The organism is Roseimicrobium sp. ORNL1 (assembly GCF_011044495.1).
In the GTDB taxonomy this organism is placed as follows: Bacteria; Verrucomicrobiota; Verrucomicrobiia; order Verrucomicrobiales; family Verrucomicrobiaceae; genus Roseimicrobium.
Genome location: NZ_CP049143.1, coordinates 1,829,115 through 1,843,610, shown reverse-complemented (window position 1 = coordinate 1,843,610; position 14,496 = coordinate 1,829,115). Strand labels below are relative to the sequence as shown.

Annotated in this window: 12 protein-coding genes; 4 read left to right on the top strand and 8 right to left on the bottom strand. The window is 59.4% G+C overall.

Annotated features, from left to right (window positions below; translation table 11 throughout):
• Window positions 1-13: 13 nt before the first annotated feature.
• Complete coding sequence (gene rsmH / locus G5S37_RS07410) at window positions 14-1,177, bottom strand: 16S rRNA (cytosine(1402)-N(4))-methyltransferase RsmH (protein WP_240914832.1); 1,164 nt, start codon at window positions 1,175-1,177, stop codon at window positions 14-16.
• 514 nt (window positions 1,178-1,691) lie between these two features.
• Between rsmH and G5S37_RS07405 the strand changes: the two genes are divergently transcribed.
• Window positions 1,692-2,090, top strand: coding sequence for a hypothetical protein (locus G5S37_RS07405; protein ID WP_165202290.1), 399 nt, complete (start codon window positions 1,692-1,694; stop codon window positions 2,088-2,090).
• 93 nt (window positions 2,091-2,183) lie between these two features.
• Entirely contained in the window at window positions 2,184-2,390 is a 207-nt protein-coding gene (locus tag G5S37_RS07400) for a hypothetical protein (RefSeq protein WP_165202288.1), read from the top strand.
• 273 nt (window positions 2,391-2,663) lie between these two features.
• Here the strand turns inward: G5S37_RS07400 and purQ are convergent, their stop codons facing one another.
• Together purQ and purL are read right to left on the bottom strand one after the other, a co-directional pair.
• Window positions 2,664-3,374, bottom strand: coding sequence for a phosphoribosylformylglycinamidine synthase I (gene purQ / locus G5S37_RS07395; RefSeq protein ID WP_165202286.1), 711 nt, complete (start codon window positions 3,372-3,374; stop codon window positions 2,664-2,666).
• Between the two features lie 58 nt (window positions 3,375-3,432).
• Window positions 3,433-5,835: a phosphoribosylformylglycinamidine synthase subunit PurL gene (purL, locus tag G5S37_RS07390; protein WP_240914831.1), complete on the bottom strand. Its 2,403-nt coding sequence runs from the start codon at window positions 5,833-5,835 to the stop codon at window positions 3,433-3,435.
• 231 nt (window positions 5,836-6,066) lie between these two features.
• Between purL and G5S37_RS07385 the strand changes: the two genes are divergently transcribed.
• Together G5S37_RS07385 and G5S37_RS07380 are read left to right on the top strand one after the other, a co-directional pair.
• Complete coding sequence (locus tag G5S37_RS07385) at window positions 6,067-7,377, top strand: hypothetical protein (protein ID WP_165202282.1); 1,311 nt, start codon at window positions 6,067-6,069, stop codon at window positions 7,375-7,377.
• Window positions 7,378-7,535: 158 nt separating this feature from the next.
• Window positions 7,536-9,215: an endonuclease/exonuclease/phosphatase family protein gene (locus tag G5S37_RS07380; protein WP_165202280.1), complete on the top strand. Its 1,680-nt coding sequence runs from the start codon at window positions 7,536-7,538 to the stop codon at window positions 9,213-9,215.
• 49 nt (window positions 9,216-9,264) lie between these two features.
• Here the strand turns inward: G5S37_RS07380 and G5S37_RS07375 are convergent, their stop codons facing one another.
• The 5 genes from G5S37_RS07375 to G5S37_RS07355 form a co-directional block, all read right to left on the bottom strand.
• On the bottom strand, window positions 9,265-12,705 hold the full coding sequence (locus G5S37_RS07375; protein ID WP_165202278.1) for a tetratricopeptide repeat protein: 3,441 nt from the start codon (window positions 12,703-12,705) through the stop codon (window positions 9,265-9,267).
• A 50-nt stretch (window positions 12,706-12,755) separates the two neighbouring features.
• Entirely contained in the window at window positions 12,756-13,202 is a 447-nt protein-coding gene (locus G5S37_RS07370) for a hypothetical protein (RefSeq protein ID WP_165202276.1), read from the bottom strand.
• 75 nt (window positions 13,203-13,277) lie between these two features.
• Complete coding sequence (locus G5S37_RS07365) at window positions 13,278-13,670, bottom strand: hypothetical protein (protein ID WP_165202274.1); 393 nt, start codon at window positions 13,668-13,670, stop codon at window positions 13,278-13,280.
• A 14-nt stretch (window positions 13,671-13,684) separates the two neighbouring features.
• Window positions 13,685-14,044 carry a hypothetical protein gene (locus tag G5S37_RS07360; RefSeq protein ID WP_165202272.1) on the bottom strand — a complete coding sequence of 120 codons (360 nt, stop codon included), beginning with the start codon at window positions 14,042-14,044 and terminating at the stop codon, window positions 13,685-13,687.
• A 46-nt stretch (window positions 14,045-14,090) separates the two neighbouring features.
• Complete coding sequence (locus G5S37_RS07355) at window positions 14,091-14,450, bottom strand: HIT domain-containing protein (protein ID WP_165202270.1); 360 nt, start codon at window positions 14,448-14,450, stop codon at window positions 14,091-14,093.
• Window positions 14,451-14,496 lie beyond the last annotated feature (46 nt).

Genomic DNA, 14,496 nt, shown 5'->3' with positions numbered 1-14,496 from the left:
ATTTCCTCGCGCTTCATGCAGAAGTGGGCAGGCGTTCCGCGACACGCAGCTTGGCACTACGTGAGCGTGGGTTGCGTTTCAATTCGGCTTCCGTGGCTTCGATGGGCTTACGAGAAAGCAAGCGCATGCAAAAATCTGGATTGCGCCTGGGCTCGGGCCACTCGGGGCGGTCAAGCCACTCCGTGGAGTAGCGGGCAAAGGCCTGCTTCACCGGACGGTCCTCTCCGGAGTGGAAGGAAATCAAGGCGATGCGGCCACCGGGCTTCACCCACTGCGGCGCCTGAGCGAGAAATTCGTCCAACACCGTCATTTCTTCGTTCACGGCCAGTCGCAGGGCTTGAAACGTCAGCGTGGCAGGATGTGTCTTCTTGCCACGACGCGGGATCACCAACTCGATCACCTGCGCCAGATCCAGCGTGGTCTCAAAGGGACGCTGCTCACGACGATCCACGATGGCGCGCACGATGCGCTTCGCATTATGCTCCTCGCCGTACTCACGCAGGATGCGAACGAGCTCACCGGGCTCGGCATGATTCACCAGATCCGCCGCCGTCTGGCCGGCATCACGATTCATGCGCATATCAAGCGGTCCCTCGCGGATGAACGAGAAGCCACGTGGCGCGTCATCGAGCTGATGTGAGGAAACACCGAGGTCAGCCAGGATGCCATCTACAGCGGTGATACCGGCCTCCTCCAGCACTGTGGGGAAGTGGCGGAAGTTCGACTGAAACGCGCGGAAGCGCGGCCCATACTGCTGCAGGCGCTGCCGTGCGTGGGCCAGGGCTTCTGCATCCTGATCAAGGGCGATGACTTCAGCGCCCGCTGCGAGCAGCAACTCACTGTGACCTCCACCGCCAAGCGTGCAGTCCAGAAAGATCTTCCCCGGTGCTGGTTGGAGATAGTGAATCACTTCCTCCGGCAGAACGGGAGCGTGATAGGCCAGAGGGTCGAATGATGCCTTGAAGGAGGAAGAGTTCTCAGTCAAGCCAGCGGCACCACCGGAATCTTGGCCGTAACCGTGCCGCGAAGGCATCGAGGCCATGGCACAGGCACCGAGTGCAGCCATCTCCCAAGACCACGGTTCAGGGCCTTTCGTGAACTCCTGCACGACCCCTTTCCCCCATGCCGCGAGGGATGCCCGCACTCGCGGAATCATCCTCCAGAGTGGCACGGGCATGGTCACGGGGTATGGCATTGCGGTCAGAAAGAAGCAGAAACAACAGCGAGACGTGCCAGAAATACCCTAAACTGTTAGCACCTCTTAACTATCAAGATTTTCGTCCTTTGGCAATCATGGATAATTGAAAATGCTGCGAGCGTAAAAGGGCACTTCTGCGCAGGCCACGGACGCCTGTCCTTAGGACTGATTGCCCCCAAGTCAACGCCCCTTGCCCGCCATTTTCGCCCCTCGGCAGGGCTCCGGAGGACGGGGCCGATCTAATCATTAATTCAACCTTTCACCATCAAGAAGGCGGTCTACAGCCATGACCACCGCAAGTCGCGAAAATTTACAAAAGACCCTCGTAATCTCGCTGAAACCCGACTTTTCATCGGAGAAGATTTGAAAACATGGGCTGACGGGTAGTACTCACGCGGGAATATTTTATGAATATCAATACAAATTTATAGACTCGCGATGTCGTTTTCTTAGATTTCTGAGGCAACCCCTGTCAGGCTTCGCGCCTGCCTCAATGAAACTCTCCCACCCTCCATTCTCGCGCCCCAACGCGCTCGAAAGGTCCCTGAAGGCCGAGGTGGAGAACTTGCGACTTGGGCTGGAGTCCCTCACTGCCGAACCTTCCCTTCTCAACGAGGTGGCCCTCTGCCTGGCCTACCTCTCTCTTGGCGAGCATGGACGCGCCAGCCTCGCCCTTGACCTGGTCCAAGAATACCGCTCCCAGCTCGATGCAGCGTCCCGGGAGCTCAGTGCCGTGCGGAAAGAGTCTTTCGAATCCCTGCTGCGCCGCATCGAGGTCATTGCCCACATCCAGGCGACCCGCAACACGCTGCAACGCGGCATGCAGTTCCACGCCTCGCACTTCGATCGCCCCATTCACATGGGCGGAGCGAAGATACCTTCTGCTGCTTGAGCAGTGGCGAGGCTTGACGCTGGAACCGGACAAACGTTCCATGCAGGCCACGCATGCCGGACGAGTCCCTCACCCGTCACCCTTTTGACAAGCATGAGCATCAAGGAAGACCAACCTCGCAAGATGAGCCCTTCTACAGAACGGGCGTTGCGTGCTGGACAACTCGCCTACGAAGACGCCAAAGCAGAAAATGCCCGCTGGGGTTCGCCGATGATTCCGCAAGAATGGGATCCACGCATCGAGCCCGTGTACTCCGGCAAGAAGAAAGCCACGAGCACAAATACCACCTCAGAGGCGTAGCCTCTCAAGGAGTGGGAGCATTCCTGCTCCCATTTCGGTCTGCAGCGCCTTCCCTCGTACACTGGCAAACTACCTCGAGTGTTGAGGACTTGCCTTCACCTCAAGGCGTCGCAACGCAACCATGGGGACAAGAATGCCCCCACTCCTTGAAGTGATGCACCACTCCACCGCCCTCAGATCCTTCTTTGCGTTTTTTGCGTTCTTTTGCGGCTAATCCAAAGAACACACCACGCCTGAGCGCGTGACCTTCCACGCACCAGCGCACTGCACTCCTTACTTCATCGCCGCGAACACGCTTCGGAACATGTAGTAGCCCCAGCCGTGCTCGGCGCCGCTCCAGTCTGCATCATAGTGATGCTGCTTCGAGGTGAAGCGCTCGGGGTGCGGCATGAGACCAAACACGCGACCGGTCTCGTCCTGCAGGCCGGCGATTTGATGCGTGCTGCCATTCACATCACTCGTATAGAGCAGCGCAGCTCGGCCATTCTTCACATAGTCACCGGCGGCATCATCGATGCCCACGAAGCGACCTTCCGCATGCGCGACGGGAAGCTCGAACTCATCCGGCACTTCGCTGAGATAGGGGCTCGCGCTGTTCTTCTTCAAGCCTGCCCAGCGGCAGATGAAACGACCGCTGGTGTTGTGAATGAGGCTGCCCTCGGGAAGCAGATGAAGCTGCGTGAGGATCTGGAAGCCGTTGCAGATGCCCATGGCATAGCCGCCCTTGTCCACGAACTTGCGCAGGCCATCACCCAACTTCGAGAGTGTGGTGAGCTTCGCGAAGCGGCCGGACATCACGTAGTCGCCGTAGCTGAAGCCGCCGGAGAAGACGACCATCTGCACGTCATCGAGCGCATGAGGCTCCAGCAGCGCGCTGGGCATCACCTGCGTCTCGAAACCCACGGACTGAAGTGCGCGGGCCGTCTCGGCATCGCAGTTGGTGCCGGGGAACTTGAGGAGGAGTGCTTTCGGAGTAGCAGCCATTGAAGGGAGAGAGGAGAAAAGGGATATGCGGGGCGAAGAGACGGGAGATGAGGACCAATCAATAGTAGTTCACCAGACCCTGCTTCCAGATGGGCTTGAGCTCACCGATGGAGGCATTGATGAGCGACTCACCACCCTTGGTGATGCTGAGTTTTCCATCTGCCGTGGTTTCACCGATGACCGGGAAGCCAAGCGCTTCTGCAAGGTGCGCATTCTCAGGAGCGATTTCCAGTACGATACGGCCGGGCGTTTCGCCGAAGAGCACTTCCGCGGTTTCGCAGGCGCCCTTGGTGGGAACCTTGGAGAGATCCACACTAAGACCTGCCTTGCCGGAGAAGCCCATTTCCGCGAGCGCGACACCGAGGCCGCCTTCGCTGACGTCGTGTGCGGAGAGCACCACGCCCTTTTCCACGAGCGTGTAGTAGGCGCGGTAGTTCTCGAGCGCCTTCGCTTCGTCGAAATTCGCCGGCTGACCCGCTTGGGACTGCATGCCCTTCACGAGCACAGCACCGCGGAGACCAGGGGTCGTGTCGCCGACGAGGCAGAGCTTGCTGCCCGTGCGACGCACGCTGGCGCCCACGATGTGCTTGGCATCTTCCACCACGCCGAAGCCGCTGACGAGCAGCGTGCACGGGATGGACACGGGACCTTCGTCCGTCTTGAAGTAGTTGTAGAAGCTGTCCTTGCCGGAGACAAAAGGCGTGCCGTAGGTCTCAGCAGTTTGCGCCATGCCTTTGCAGGACTCCACGAGCGCGCCGAGTTCACGGTGGTCGTCGGGATTGCCGAGGCAGAAGTTGTCGAGAATGGCGATGCGCTCGGGATTCGCGCCCATGGCCACAAGCTGGCGCACACATTCATCCACACACGCACGGCCCATGAGAAGCGGGTCGTTCTTGCCCCACTCAGGAAGCAGCGACAGGCCAAGAGCCACGCACTGCTGGCTGCCATCCACACGGATGACCGAGCCGTCCTGCGGCGCATCTCCTTGTGCGCCAGCGAGCGGCTTCAGCAAGGTATTGCCCTGCACTTCGTGGTCATACTCGCGGATGATGGGCTCGCGGGAGACGATCGCGAAATCGGCCAGCAGTCCGCGCAGCAGATCTTCCCAACCTTCTTCAAAGGTGAATCCGGCGGTTTCATCGGTGGACTCCGTCCACTCGCCCTTCATGTGGCGGCGGGGCGCTTCGTGAAGCTTGCGGCAGTCGAGTTCGCACACCATTTCGCCATGGTGCTTCACTTTGAGAATGCCGGTGCCATCGGCCTTGGCCAGCACGCAGAGCTCGGTCTCATACACAGCCGCGAGCTTCTGCATCGCATCGAGATCCTTCTCCTCGATGGAGATGACCATGCGCTCCTGGCTCTCGCTGATGAAGACCTGCCAGCTTTCCAGGCCGGGCTCCTTGAGCGGTGCGTGGTCGAGCCACACTTCCCCACCCACTTCGCTGAGCATTTCACCCGCCGCGCTGCTGAATCCGCCAGCGCCGCAGTCGGTCACAAACTGAATCAATCCCTGCGCACGTGCCGCGAGGATGAAATCGGAAACTTTCTTCTCTTCGATCGGATTGCCGATCTGCACGGCGGTCTGGTCTTCCTCGTGACTCGCCGTGGTGAGGGACACGCTGGAGAACGTCGCGCCCTTCAAGCCATCGCGACCGGTGCGACCACCCGCTGCGATGAGCAACTGACCCGGCTTCACTTCCTTGTCGATGTCGCCAATCGGGATGACACCCATCGTGCCGCAGAACACGAGCGGGTTGTAAATGTAGGTGTCGTCGAACTGGATGGCCCCGGCCACCGTGGGGATGCCCATGCGGTTGCCGTAGTCGCGCACACCACGCACCACGCCGCGCATGACGCCGAGCGGGTGAATCACATCCTTGGCCTTGATGTCCTCCTGCTTCGTATCGGGCGGACCGAAGCAAAATACGTCCAGCGAAGCGATGGGCTTGGAGCCCTTGCCAGCCCCGAGGATGTCGCGAATCACGCCGCCGAGGCCGGTGTTCGCACCCGCGTAGGGCTCAATGGCGCTGGGGTGATTGTGCGTCTCCACCTTGAGGCACACTGCCAGCTTGTCATCCAGCTTCACAAAGCCGGCATTGTCCGTGAAGGCGCTGAGCACGAAGCCCGGCTTCTTCGCCATGATGCGAGCGGTGACCGCCTTGACGTAGGTCTTGTAAAGGCTGTCGATGACCTCCGCTTTCCCGTTCACACTGTGCTCAATGCGTGCGCCGAAGATGCGGTGCTTGCAGTGCTCACTCCAAGTCTGGGCGATGACCTCCAACTCCACGTCGGTGGGCTCACGCTTCTCCTCCTGGAAGATCTTCTGCACCGCGAGCATGTCCTCGCGGGAGAGGGAGAGCTTGTGTTTCTGGCTCAGTGCGAGCAGTTCATCCCCAGAAAGCGAGGTGATGGGGATGTGACGGAAAACGGCGCGGCCGGTGGCGGTAGGATGAGTATGCAAGGCGCGGGAAGCAGCTTGTGGTGGACCCATGCTTTGCCCCCGGATCCGGGCCGGGTCAATGGCGGGGGTGGAGAAAGTGGCCGGGGGTACGAGCCCCGCGAAATTTGAGGTGCAGCTCTCGCTCCCGCAGCCCAGCCTTTGACGCAAGTCCCTCCCTCGTTGAAAAGCTTGTCTTTTTCCATCAAACCCCCAAGAATCCGAGCCACACCACGTCTTGCCCAGCAACAACTCATGAAAGCGGCTCTCCACTCTCTGGTATTTGCAGTCACCACGGCATGCCTATCCCTGCCGTTCAGCTCATCTAGCGCGGCAGAGAACCCGGCCCCAGCATCCGCCGGGGAGTCCAGTCGCATCGTGGAACTCTTGGTGAGCGATCATGTGGAGGTAGTTGCCCAGGGAAAAGCTGCACTCGAGTCTCAGCAATCGACTCTCATCCATTCGTTGCTGGAGCGCATTCGGAGCGGAGACACCGGCGCGAAAGGCCGGTCAGCCTATGAACTCGCCATCATCATCAGCCCATGGATTCGCGGCAAGGAAGCAGCGGAGAGAAGTTGCAACCAATGCCGCATTGACGCGCCACAGCGCCCAGTGCTGCGACCGGTCGCCATGACGGAAGCGGCAACCATTCGTGAGACCCTGGTGCAGGCCATCGAAAGTCTGCCCTCCCCCCCGATGTCAGAATCCCTGCAATACGATCTCACAAAGCAAGCGAAAGAAGCGATGTACGAAGCACTAGGTGAGGTGGCTGACGATGCTATCATGGACAGGGTGATGCAAAAACTGGAATCCGCGACCACGCCTCACGACTGCAAACCGCTTTTCCAGTTTGCAACGACCTACTTGGGGACACCACCCGCAGAGATTCCCATGCGAAGGTGCGGGCTCGGCCCACCCGGGGAAAGGGAGGCATTTCTGGAAGAGCAGGCGAAGACCCTGGTGGTCCTTCGCCAGCAACTCCAGGACCAATGGAAGGCCGTGCGCTCCATGGGCCAGACGGACCGCATCAAGTACTCCATGAAGAGCTGGCGAGATCGGTTTGTTCCCTTCCAGGAATCCCACTCAGGCAACTACTATCTGAGCGGGAGTACCTGGATGTTTCGCGAGATGGAATCCCTTATCCGATTTGGGGCGCCCGCCGTGCCGCTGCTGCGTGCCCAGCAATCACAAGAAACCACGCTGGAGGCCCGCGGCGTGTGGGAAGTGTTGATTTCAACCATCACTGGCGTGGAAGACGAAGCCCTCATGCGAGAGCTCCTGGCAGGCAGCAAGCCGCATCTGTATCTCGCCCCGGAAATTGTCGTCGCATCCGGCAGCAAGAAGTGGCTTGCCGACCTCGACCTCCTGCAACAGCGCCTCGACATGGAGGAAGAAAAATTCAGCCTGGCGATCCTGTCTGCGCATCGCGAGGAGGGCATCCCAGCTCTGGAGCGAGGATTGGCACGGAACAAGGACAACTACCACGCGGAATTCGCGCTGAAGGAACTTGCCGCGCGTGCGGAGCGCGGCATTAGCCCTGTCATGCGTCGCTTTTATTTTCCATGATTCGTTGCTTCGATTTGCGTCCACAAGATCGTCGCAAATTGCGAGTTGCCCGATGTCCCGTCTGCGAGGCGATTTCACCTTGCCGCAACTCCTCTACTTAGGTAGATCCGCGGCGTATCATGCGGTTGATTGCTTCAGGAACGACAAGACAGGGATGGATGCGCACGGGACAAACCATCCTGATGTTGCCCGTGCTGCATGTCCTGATGACGGGATGCACTGCCTCCAAGAAAAACGCCTTCCTCACCACCCAGGTGGAGCGCCACGCAGCGGTGAAGTTTCCGTCCTCCATGCCTGGCAGGCTGGCACGCCATGTGGAACCCGCCTTCCCCACGTACGATGAAGCCGTGGGCCTCGCCAGCAATCCCAAGCCGCAGGGTAAACTGAAGTCGAAACTCGACACACTCTGGCGCACTCCCATCGTAGACAACAGCGCCTACCTCTCTGGAAAGCGACCCGTCGAGGCCAGCACGCCCACTCTTGGCAACTTCCTGCGCGTGGCGAGTTGGAACATTGAAAAATCCCTTCACATCACGAGCGCCGCTGAAGCCCTGAGTTCGCAAGCTGCTTACGAGGAAATGCTGAGCGAACAAAAACGCACGCCCGGAAAACGCGCCCACGCCGAACTCCTGCGCCAGCGCGAGCGGCTCGCCAGCGCGGATGTCATCTTCCTCCAGGAGATGGACATTGGCGTGAGCCGCTCAGGCTACATCGATGCGACTCGCACGCTCGCGAAAGCACTGGGCATGAACTACGCCTACGCCGTGCAGGCCGTGGAAGTGGATCCCGTGATGCTCGGACTGGAACCGGTGTCCGTGGACCGCAAAGGAGAGAAGCAATTCCTGCCCATCGACAAGGCACGCTACAAAGGCGGCTTTGGTTCCGCAGTGCTTTCACGCTACCCCATTGTCAGTGCGCAAGTCGTGCCCTTGAAGAAGGTGTATGACTGGCATGAGGGGGAACGGCAGAAAGCCGATGCCGTGGAGCACGGTCGCAGGCTCGGAAGCAAGATCGCCTTCGATTCCGAGATTCGCCGTGAACTGAAGGTCGGTGGACGCTGCTTCTTCCGCGTGGACATCGCGGTTCCACAGGTGCCGGGCGGTGTCGTGACCGTGGTGAACAACCACCTTGAGATCAAAACCACTCCGAAAGGTCGCGAGGAGCAGATGGTGGAGATTCTTGGCAAAATCAAAGACGTCACCCATCCGGTGATCATGGCTGGTGATCACAACTCCGCACCCGATGACCTGAGCCCCACTTCGCTGGTAAGAGTCGTCTGGCGCCAGGTGAACTCTCCAGAAGCGTTTCTCGAAACCGCCGCCCGGGTTTCCGATCTCGTCACCGGGACGGTGGTGCCGGGCTATCGTGAACGCAGCATTGTGAATGTGCTGAAGAACTTCCAGAACCCGCTCGCCCCGGACATTCCGATCCTCTTCCCCAACCCAGTGCGAGGCATGTTCGAGCAGGTGCGGGATCACCGCTTCGCAGATGGCACGGCCTTTGATTTCCGCGGCGATGCCGACCGTTCCATCAATCGAAGTTCACGCACGCTGGCAAACAGCAACGAACACCGTCTCTGGGGACACCGCACCACCTTCAGTGTGCGCCGCCCCATCGGCCCCATTGGCCGATATCGCCTGGACTGGTTCTTCGTCCGCTCCGGCCATCTCAAGTCTCCGACAGACGACAAAGCATCCTACCGTTTCGCCCCGCACTTCGGGGAAACACTGGCGGAATTCAACGACAGCGTAAAGCCGAAATTCTCCGATCACCGACCCATCGTGGTGGACATACCGCTGGATGAACCACCGGTGAAATCCTCAAGCAGCGGGGACTGAATAGACCAGTCTCTCACTTTCCAACCTCCGTTCGTGACTATTGGGTGCTCTACCTGGTGACGCCTTGGGAAGCCGCGTGTGCACGCACCTCATCCAGGATTTTCTTCGCTATATCCGTGAGCGGGCTGTCCGCACCCAAGGTCGCACGTGCGCCATCGTAGGCCGCCTTCGCGAATTCCAACGCCTCCGAAGGGCGGCGCAGATTGAGCAGCGCATAGGCCATGTTCATCCGCACTTCCACCATCACCGGTTGCTTCTCCGTACCGGGATGCTGGAGGATTTTGTAGTTGATCTGATGCAATCTGAGAGCTTCGTCAAACTGCGCGCTGCGTGCCAGCATCAGTGCAAGGCGGTGCCGCGTCATTACCGTGGCCAGGGCCTCGTTGCCCGCGATGCGTTCGCTATCGGCCAGCACCATCTTCGTCTCAGTCACGGCCAGGTTCCGCAGCCCCTGGCCTTCCAGCGCGGCGGCGAGGCCTTCACGCACACTGATGGCGGAGTCTGAAGTCTCCCCAAAGACCCGCTTCACGGGGTTCTCGATACGGAAAGCCAGCGCGTGCGCAGCGTGGTAATCCCCCTTCTGCAAATACAGGCGCAGCAATTTCACCTTCTCCAACAGGGTGCCGCCCTCTTCGCTGCCATTCTTGGCCTCCATTCGCTTGATGAGCGCCTGAAGCTCTTCCCCGGCGCCGGGCTCGTTCGCCATGATCGCCATGTCGTTTTTGATGGATGTAAGGCGGAAGGTGACAAATTGGTCGGGGCCTATCGCCTGCGAGCAGGCTTCAAGAAGCATATTCCCGAGCGTGGTGGCGGCCTTGATGTTGCCCCTCTCCGCCTGCACGGCGAGATTCTTCAGGACGAAGGTCACCAGCTCTACTCCCTTTTCCTCACCGAGATTCTTCAGCACACCCGCCGCTTTCTTCGCGTGCTCTTGCGCCACATCATCGCGATTGCAAAGCACCGCTTCTCGCGCCAGGCAAAGATGCGCGGTCATGGAACCGATGGTCCCTTCACCCGCCACTTCGGCGACAACCTTCAAATAGGCGCCAAACTTTTCGAGCGCCTTCTCGTGCTCTTTGCTGTCGGCCAGCGTCTGGGCTTCATCAAAGGCTTCGTAGACCCGCCTCCTTTGTTCAAACGGTGTGTTCGGCGGAAAGTACATGCCCGCCTTCCGCTGTTGATCCGTGAGCAGACTCTGCGGTTTGTAGCGGGAAAACTCCACTGCATGCATGATCGTCGGGATCGAAATCGGTCCCTTCCGCTGTTGCAGGCCGCGCGCGAAAAGCAGAATGGGCTCGCCGTCCCGGAAGCACTCTCTGATGTGTGGCTCCAGTTCCTTGGTGAGATATGCCACCTCCTCTTTCTTGCCGGCCAGATGCAGCAAGAGGGCCTCGATGCACCGCATCCGAATGTAGGGCGCATGACTGTCGTTGTACCCCATGGATCTCATCTGCATCATATTGCGGGCCAGAAGTTCCCCCGCCTCCTTGTTCCTTCCCTCGGCCAGGTGTACCCAGATCACCATGTTGGCATTCAGGATGGCCTCCCAGTCCAGCAGGCCCTGACGCCGTTCGAGCAGGCGCTCATAGTCATCGGCAACCGCCTCGGCATCCTTGGCCCGATTCTGCAGCACCAGACTCACCCCCAGCATTGCCTTGAACCGGAGTGCATCCTGATCGTCCTCACTGAACCCCGTCGTACTCCGGATACCCTGCCTGGCCACCGCCTCGGCATCCGAACCCCTTCGCAGAAGTGCCAGCATCTCACCGTAGGCGAACATCGATTTCAGGGTGAGCATGTGCGTCATCCCCAGCGTCTTCTCAGCCGTCAGGATTGCTTCGATGAAGTTGATTTCCGCGTCGCGATATCTCTCGGCCGTGGAGAGATTCACCGCGATGTTGAGCCGGCTCTTCAACGTGTCAGGGTGATCAGCTCCCATGACGCGGATCCGCTCTTTCAGCAATTTGTTCTGGAGATTGAAAGATTCCTCCTCCTTCCCCAGGGCGGAGAGGGTGATCGACACGTTGTTGACCGCCTTCAGGGTATAAGGATGGAAGGGACCAAGCGTGGCCGAATTGTACCTCAGCACCCCCTCGAAGAGAGGCAGAGCCTCCTCCGGATTGCCGTTCATCCGCAGCACATCCGCAAGGTAGATTCGAGAGAACCAAGTTGCCGGGTGGTTGTATCCCTGAACCTCCTCGCGCCGCCTCACCAAGCCGCGCAGATTGAACTCAGCGCCGCGAAGGTCGCCCCGGGCAATCTTGCATGCCGCCAAATCGTTCATGGAGTCCAGAACGACAGGATGATTGGGCCCCAACATCTTGGTTCGCTGATCCAACACCGCGTTGAAGAGCAGCTCTGCTTCATCCAGCTTGCGCTCCTCCATGAGCACATGCGCGAGATTCGCGCGCAAGCTCTGCATCAGCGGCGTAGTCTCGCCAGGATCCTTGGCACAATTCGCCAGGGCCTTCCTCAGGATCTCTTCTGCTTCAGCCAGCTTACCCCGCGCGCTCAGGCAGTCCGCAATCCCCTCCCTGAATGGAAGAACTTCCCAGCTGTCCGGCCCCAGTGTCACCAAAAGATTTGCGGCCAGTGCTCGATACTCTTCTTCCGCCTGCTCGTGTTTTCCCTGATCATAGGTGATCTTCGCCAGGCGACGATGGGCCCGGAAGGTCAGCGGATGCCTCGGACCAAACTCATCCTCCACGATCATCATCACTGCGCGGAATTCCGCCAGAGCCTGATCAAACTTGCTCTGATTCTGAAAACACTCGCCGAGCCGCTCACGCGTCGCGCAAGTTTGGAGAGACATGGGCCCGAAGGTCAAGATGTCCGCAGCAAGCACGACCCTGAGTTGCTGCTCTGCAGCCTCATAATCGAGCATCATATTGTACACATAGGCCAGGTTCTCCCGGCTTGAGAGGGTATCGGAGTGACCGGGTCCCAGGCGCTTTGCCCGAAGAGCGATCACGGCCTTCAGTTCCTTTTCCGCTGCCGGGAGCTGCCACCGGGCAATCATCAGGCTGGCCAGCAAATGACGTGTGCGGAGAATGTCGGGATCGTCCGCCGCCAGGTGCTTCCTCTGGAACCCATAGGCCTCGATCAGCTTCTTTTCTCCCTCGGGTTTTCCCAGACGCAACAGCGCGTCCGCCAGATCCACGCGATTTCGCAAGGTATCCGGATGCGTCATTCCCTTCTGGGTGACCAGGACAGCGTCCGCGAATTCATACGCTTTGGCCGCCCTGTCGTAGATACCCCACCCCATGAGGCTGTCCGCCTGATCCCGCAATTGTCTCCAGTACGGCACGGAGGCCCACCCCTGGGTTCGGATAATCTCCCGACCCGTGTGCCGCCGTTCTACGGACGGCCCGGCGTAAAGCGAAATGATGCCGCCGCACGTCACCATTCCCGCGGCCAGAAGCACCACCAGATGCCGGACAGCCTGTTGCGGCCGGCTCTGCTGGGTGAATGTAGCGACCTGCTGCTTCATAGGCACCGTGGCACCGGGCAAAATCCTGAGCGGAAAAAAACGCCCGCAGCCTAGGCAGCTTTCAGCACTTCGTGGGTGTGAATCGCCGGATTCACAATATCCCGCACGAAGATGGAAGGCTCCGCACCCTCGCCGAAGACATACAAGCGCGTCTTGAGCGTGAGTTTCTTCAGCGTGAAGGCGGGCTGGGAAAGCGTGCGGTAGTAGCTGAGGATGGCCTCCTTTTCGAGGTCCAGGGCGCCGCCCTTCATGCCGTAGTCGAGAATGAGGTTCGCATTCGGCCACAAGGGCGCTCCGTCGTGGTGCTCCTCCTGGCTGATGGCGTCTACCAGCACCTTGCTCACGAACGCGTCCAACGCGGATTCATCCCCCTCATAATCAAAGAGGTAGCGCATCGTCTTGCGAAACATCAGCGGCTTCGCCGGAGGCGCATACAACAGGGAGGCTGCATTGGCTTCGTGCTCAAACTTGCCGGCGATTTCGTAGGTCTTGATCAAGGGAAGTGGGGGTGAATGGGACGGAAAAAGTCGTATGGTAGCGACGGTATATGGGTGCTCGAAGAAGGGGTGGTGTCAAGGTGGAGGTTGGATTCCGGAAGAGTCGTTGGGTGCACCGCGCAGGTGATACCATGTGTGGTTGCAGGCGGGGCAGAGACAGGCCTCGGGTGTCCGGCAGAGAGAGCCGCACTTTGGACACAGGTTCAAGTCAGCGCGCCGTTCATCGTACAGCCTGCGAACTACACGGCGGTAGAAGCGCTCCGGACCATCCGCGAGCAGGGCCCCCACCTCCGGCGAGTGATGCAGCCAGTTCGAGAGCCCCCTCCTCGTGGCATCATCTTCCGAATGGTGCCGCTTGAACTGCACTTGGAGATTCCTCCAAGCGAGCCTCTCCGTCTCCGTCAGCAGATGGGCAAAGCCATTGAAAACAAAGTGCGCTTCGTCACTGATGTGGCCGGGAAGGATCATGACTTGGCTTCCATCTATCTCTGCTTTTCAATGCCGGCAGGTTCGTTTCGGAACAGTTCTTCACGGATGTCCTCAAGTTGGACACGGCTCAAGTGATAGAGCGAGCCATCGCTCTCCCACTTCTTGAGCACCTGCTCCACCTCAGCCTGCTCTCCACGCTCAAGCATTGCTTCGATCTGAAGAAAGGTCTGTCCTGTGGAATACAGCAGGAAGTGCTGTTCCCATTGCTTCTCCAGATTCTTGAAATCCCAGACGGCGGCTGCGAGGGCTAGAAGGGAACCCGCGGCGATGGCGACCCGGACACCTCGCTGCCTCACACGCCATTCGGCCACGATAAAGACCACCAGCGCCACAAGGCCAATCAGGATTGGCATCGCAATTCGTATCTCGAAGGGAAAGTGCATTGCGGTAGGTGTTTGACTAGGGTGTAGGCGGCACCACTGGACTTCCATCCTCATTCCTCAGCCTCTTGCCATGGTGAATGTAGAAATGCAGATGCTTCGTGGATTGGTAGTGGCCGCTGTTGGTGGAGAGACGGCAGCCGCCATGTTCTTCCGTCACCTGCCGGCACAAGTCTGCGGCCACGCGCAGCATTTCCTGTGCAATGGGTAGGTCATCCCCCTCCACTGTGGCGAGCGAGCCGATGTGCTTCTTCGGAATAATCACGAGGTGCACCGGCCAGTAAGGCTGCGTGTGGTGAAAGGCGAGCGCATGCTCTGTCTCCACCAGCTTCTGCACCTGGACCTTGCCGCTCAACACCTGGTCGCAATAAAAATCCATCCCTGTATGCAAGCAGAATCCGTAGGGCGGCGGAATCAAAACTCAC